This is a genomic window from Pseudoalteromonas sp. S3178 (assembly GCF_005886985.1).
Lineage (GTDB): Bacteria > Pseudomonadota > Gammaproteobacteria > Enterobacterales > Alteromonadaceae > Pseudoalteromonas > Pseudoalteromonas carrageenovora.
Window position 1 is genome coordinate 1 of record NZ_PNCW01000253.1, and the last position, 318, is coordinate 318.

A 318-nucleotide genomic window follows, 5' to 3' on the forward strand; every position below is an offset into this window, starting at 1 on the left:
AGCCAACAGAGGGACTTTACTATTAAAGTTGACGTAACCGATCTTACATCAGATAGTCACTACTATTATCGATTTGTTATAGAAGAATTTGAAGAGCCCATTATCTCTCCCGTTGGTCGTTCAAAAACTCTGCCTCAATATGATGTATCAAACGTAAAACTTGCCATGACATCCTGTTCACACTTTAGCTATGGCTATTTTAATGTCTACGCACGCATCGCTGAAATCGACGATTTAGATGCAGTTCTGCATTTAGGTGATTATTTATATGAATATGGCAATGAAGATGTATAACGTAACCCTTTCTTGTGGGGGCGG

Annotated in this window: 1 protein-coding gene; it reads left to right on the forward strand. The window is 38.7% G+C overall.

What is annotated here, in order from left to right; all coding sequences use genetic code 11:
• On the forward strand, positions 1–294 hold a 294-nt coding region (locus CWC11_RS20840; RefSeq protein WP_249330791.1), incomplete at its 5' end, for an alkaline phosphatase D family protein.
• Positions 295–318: the final 24 nt, after the last annotated feature.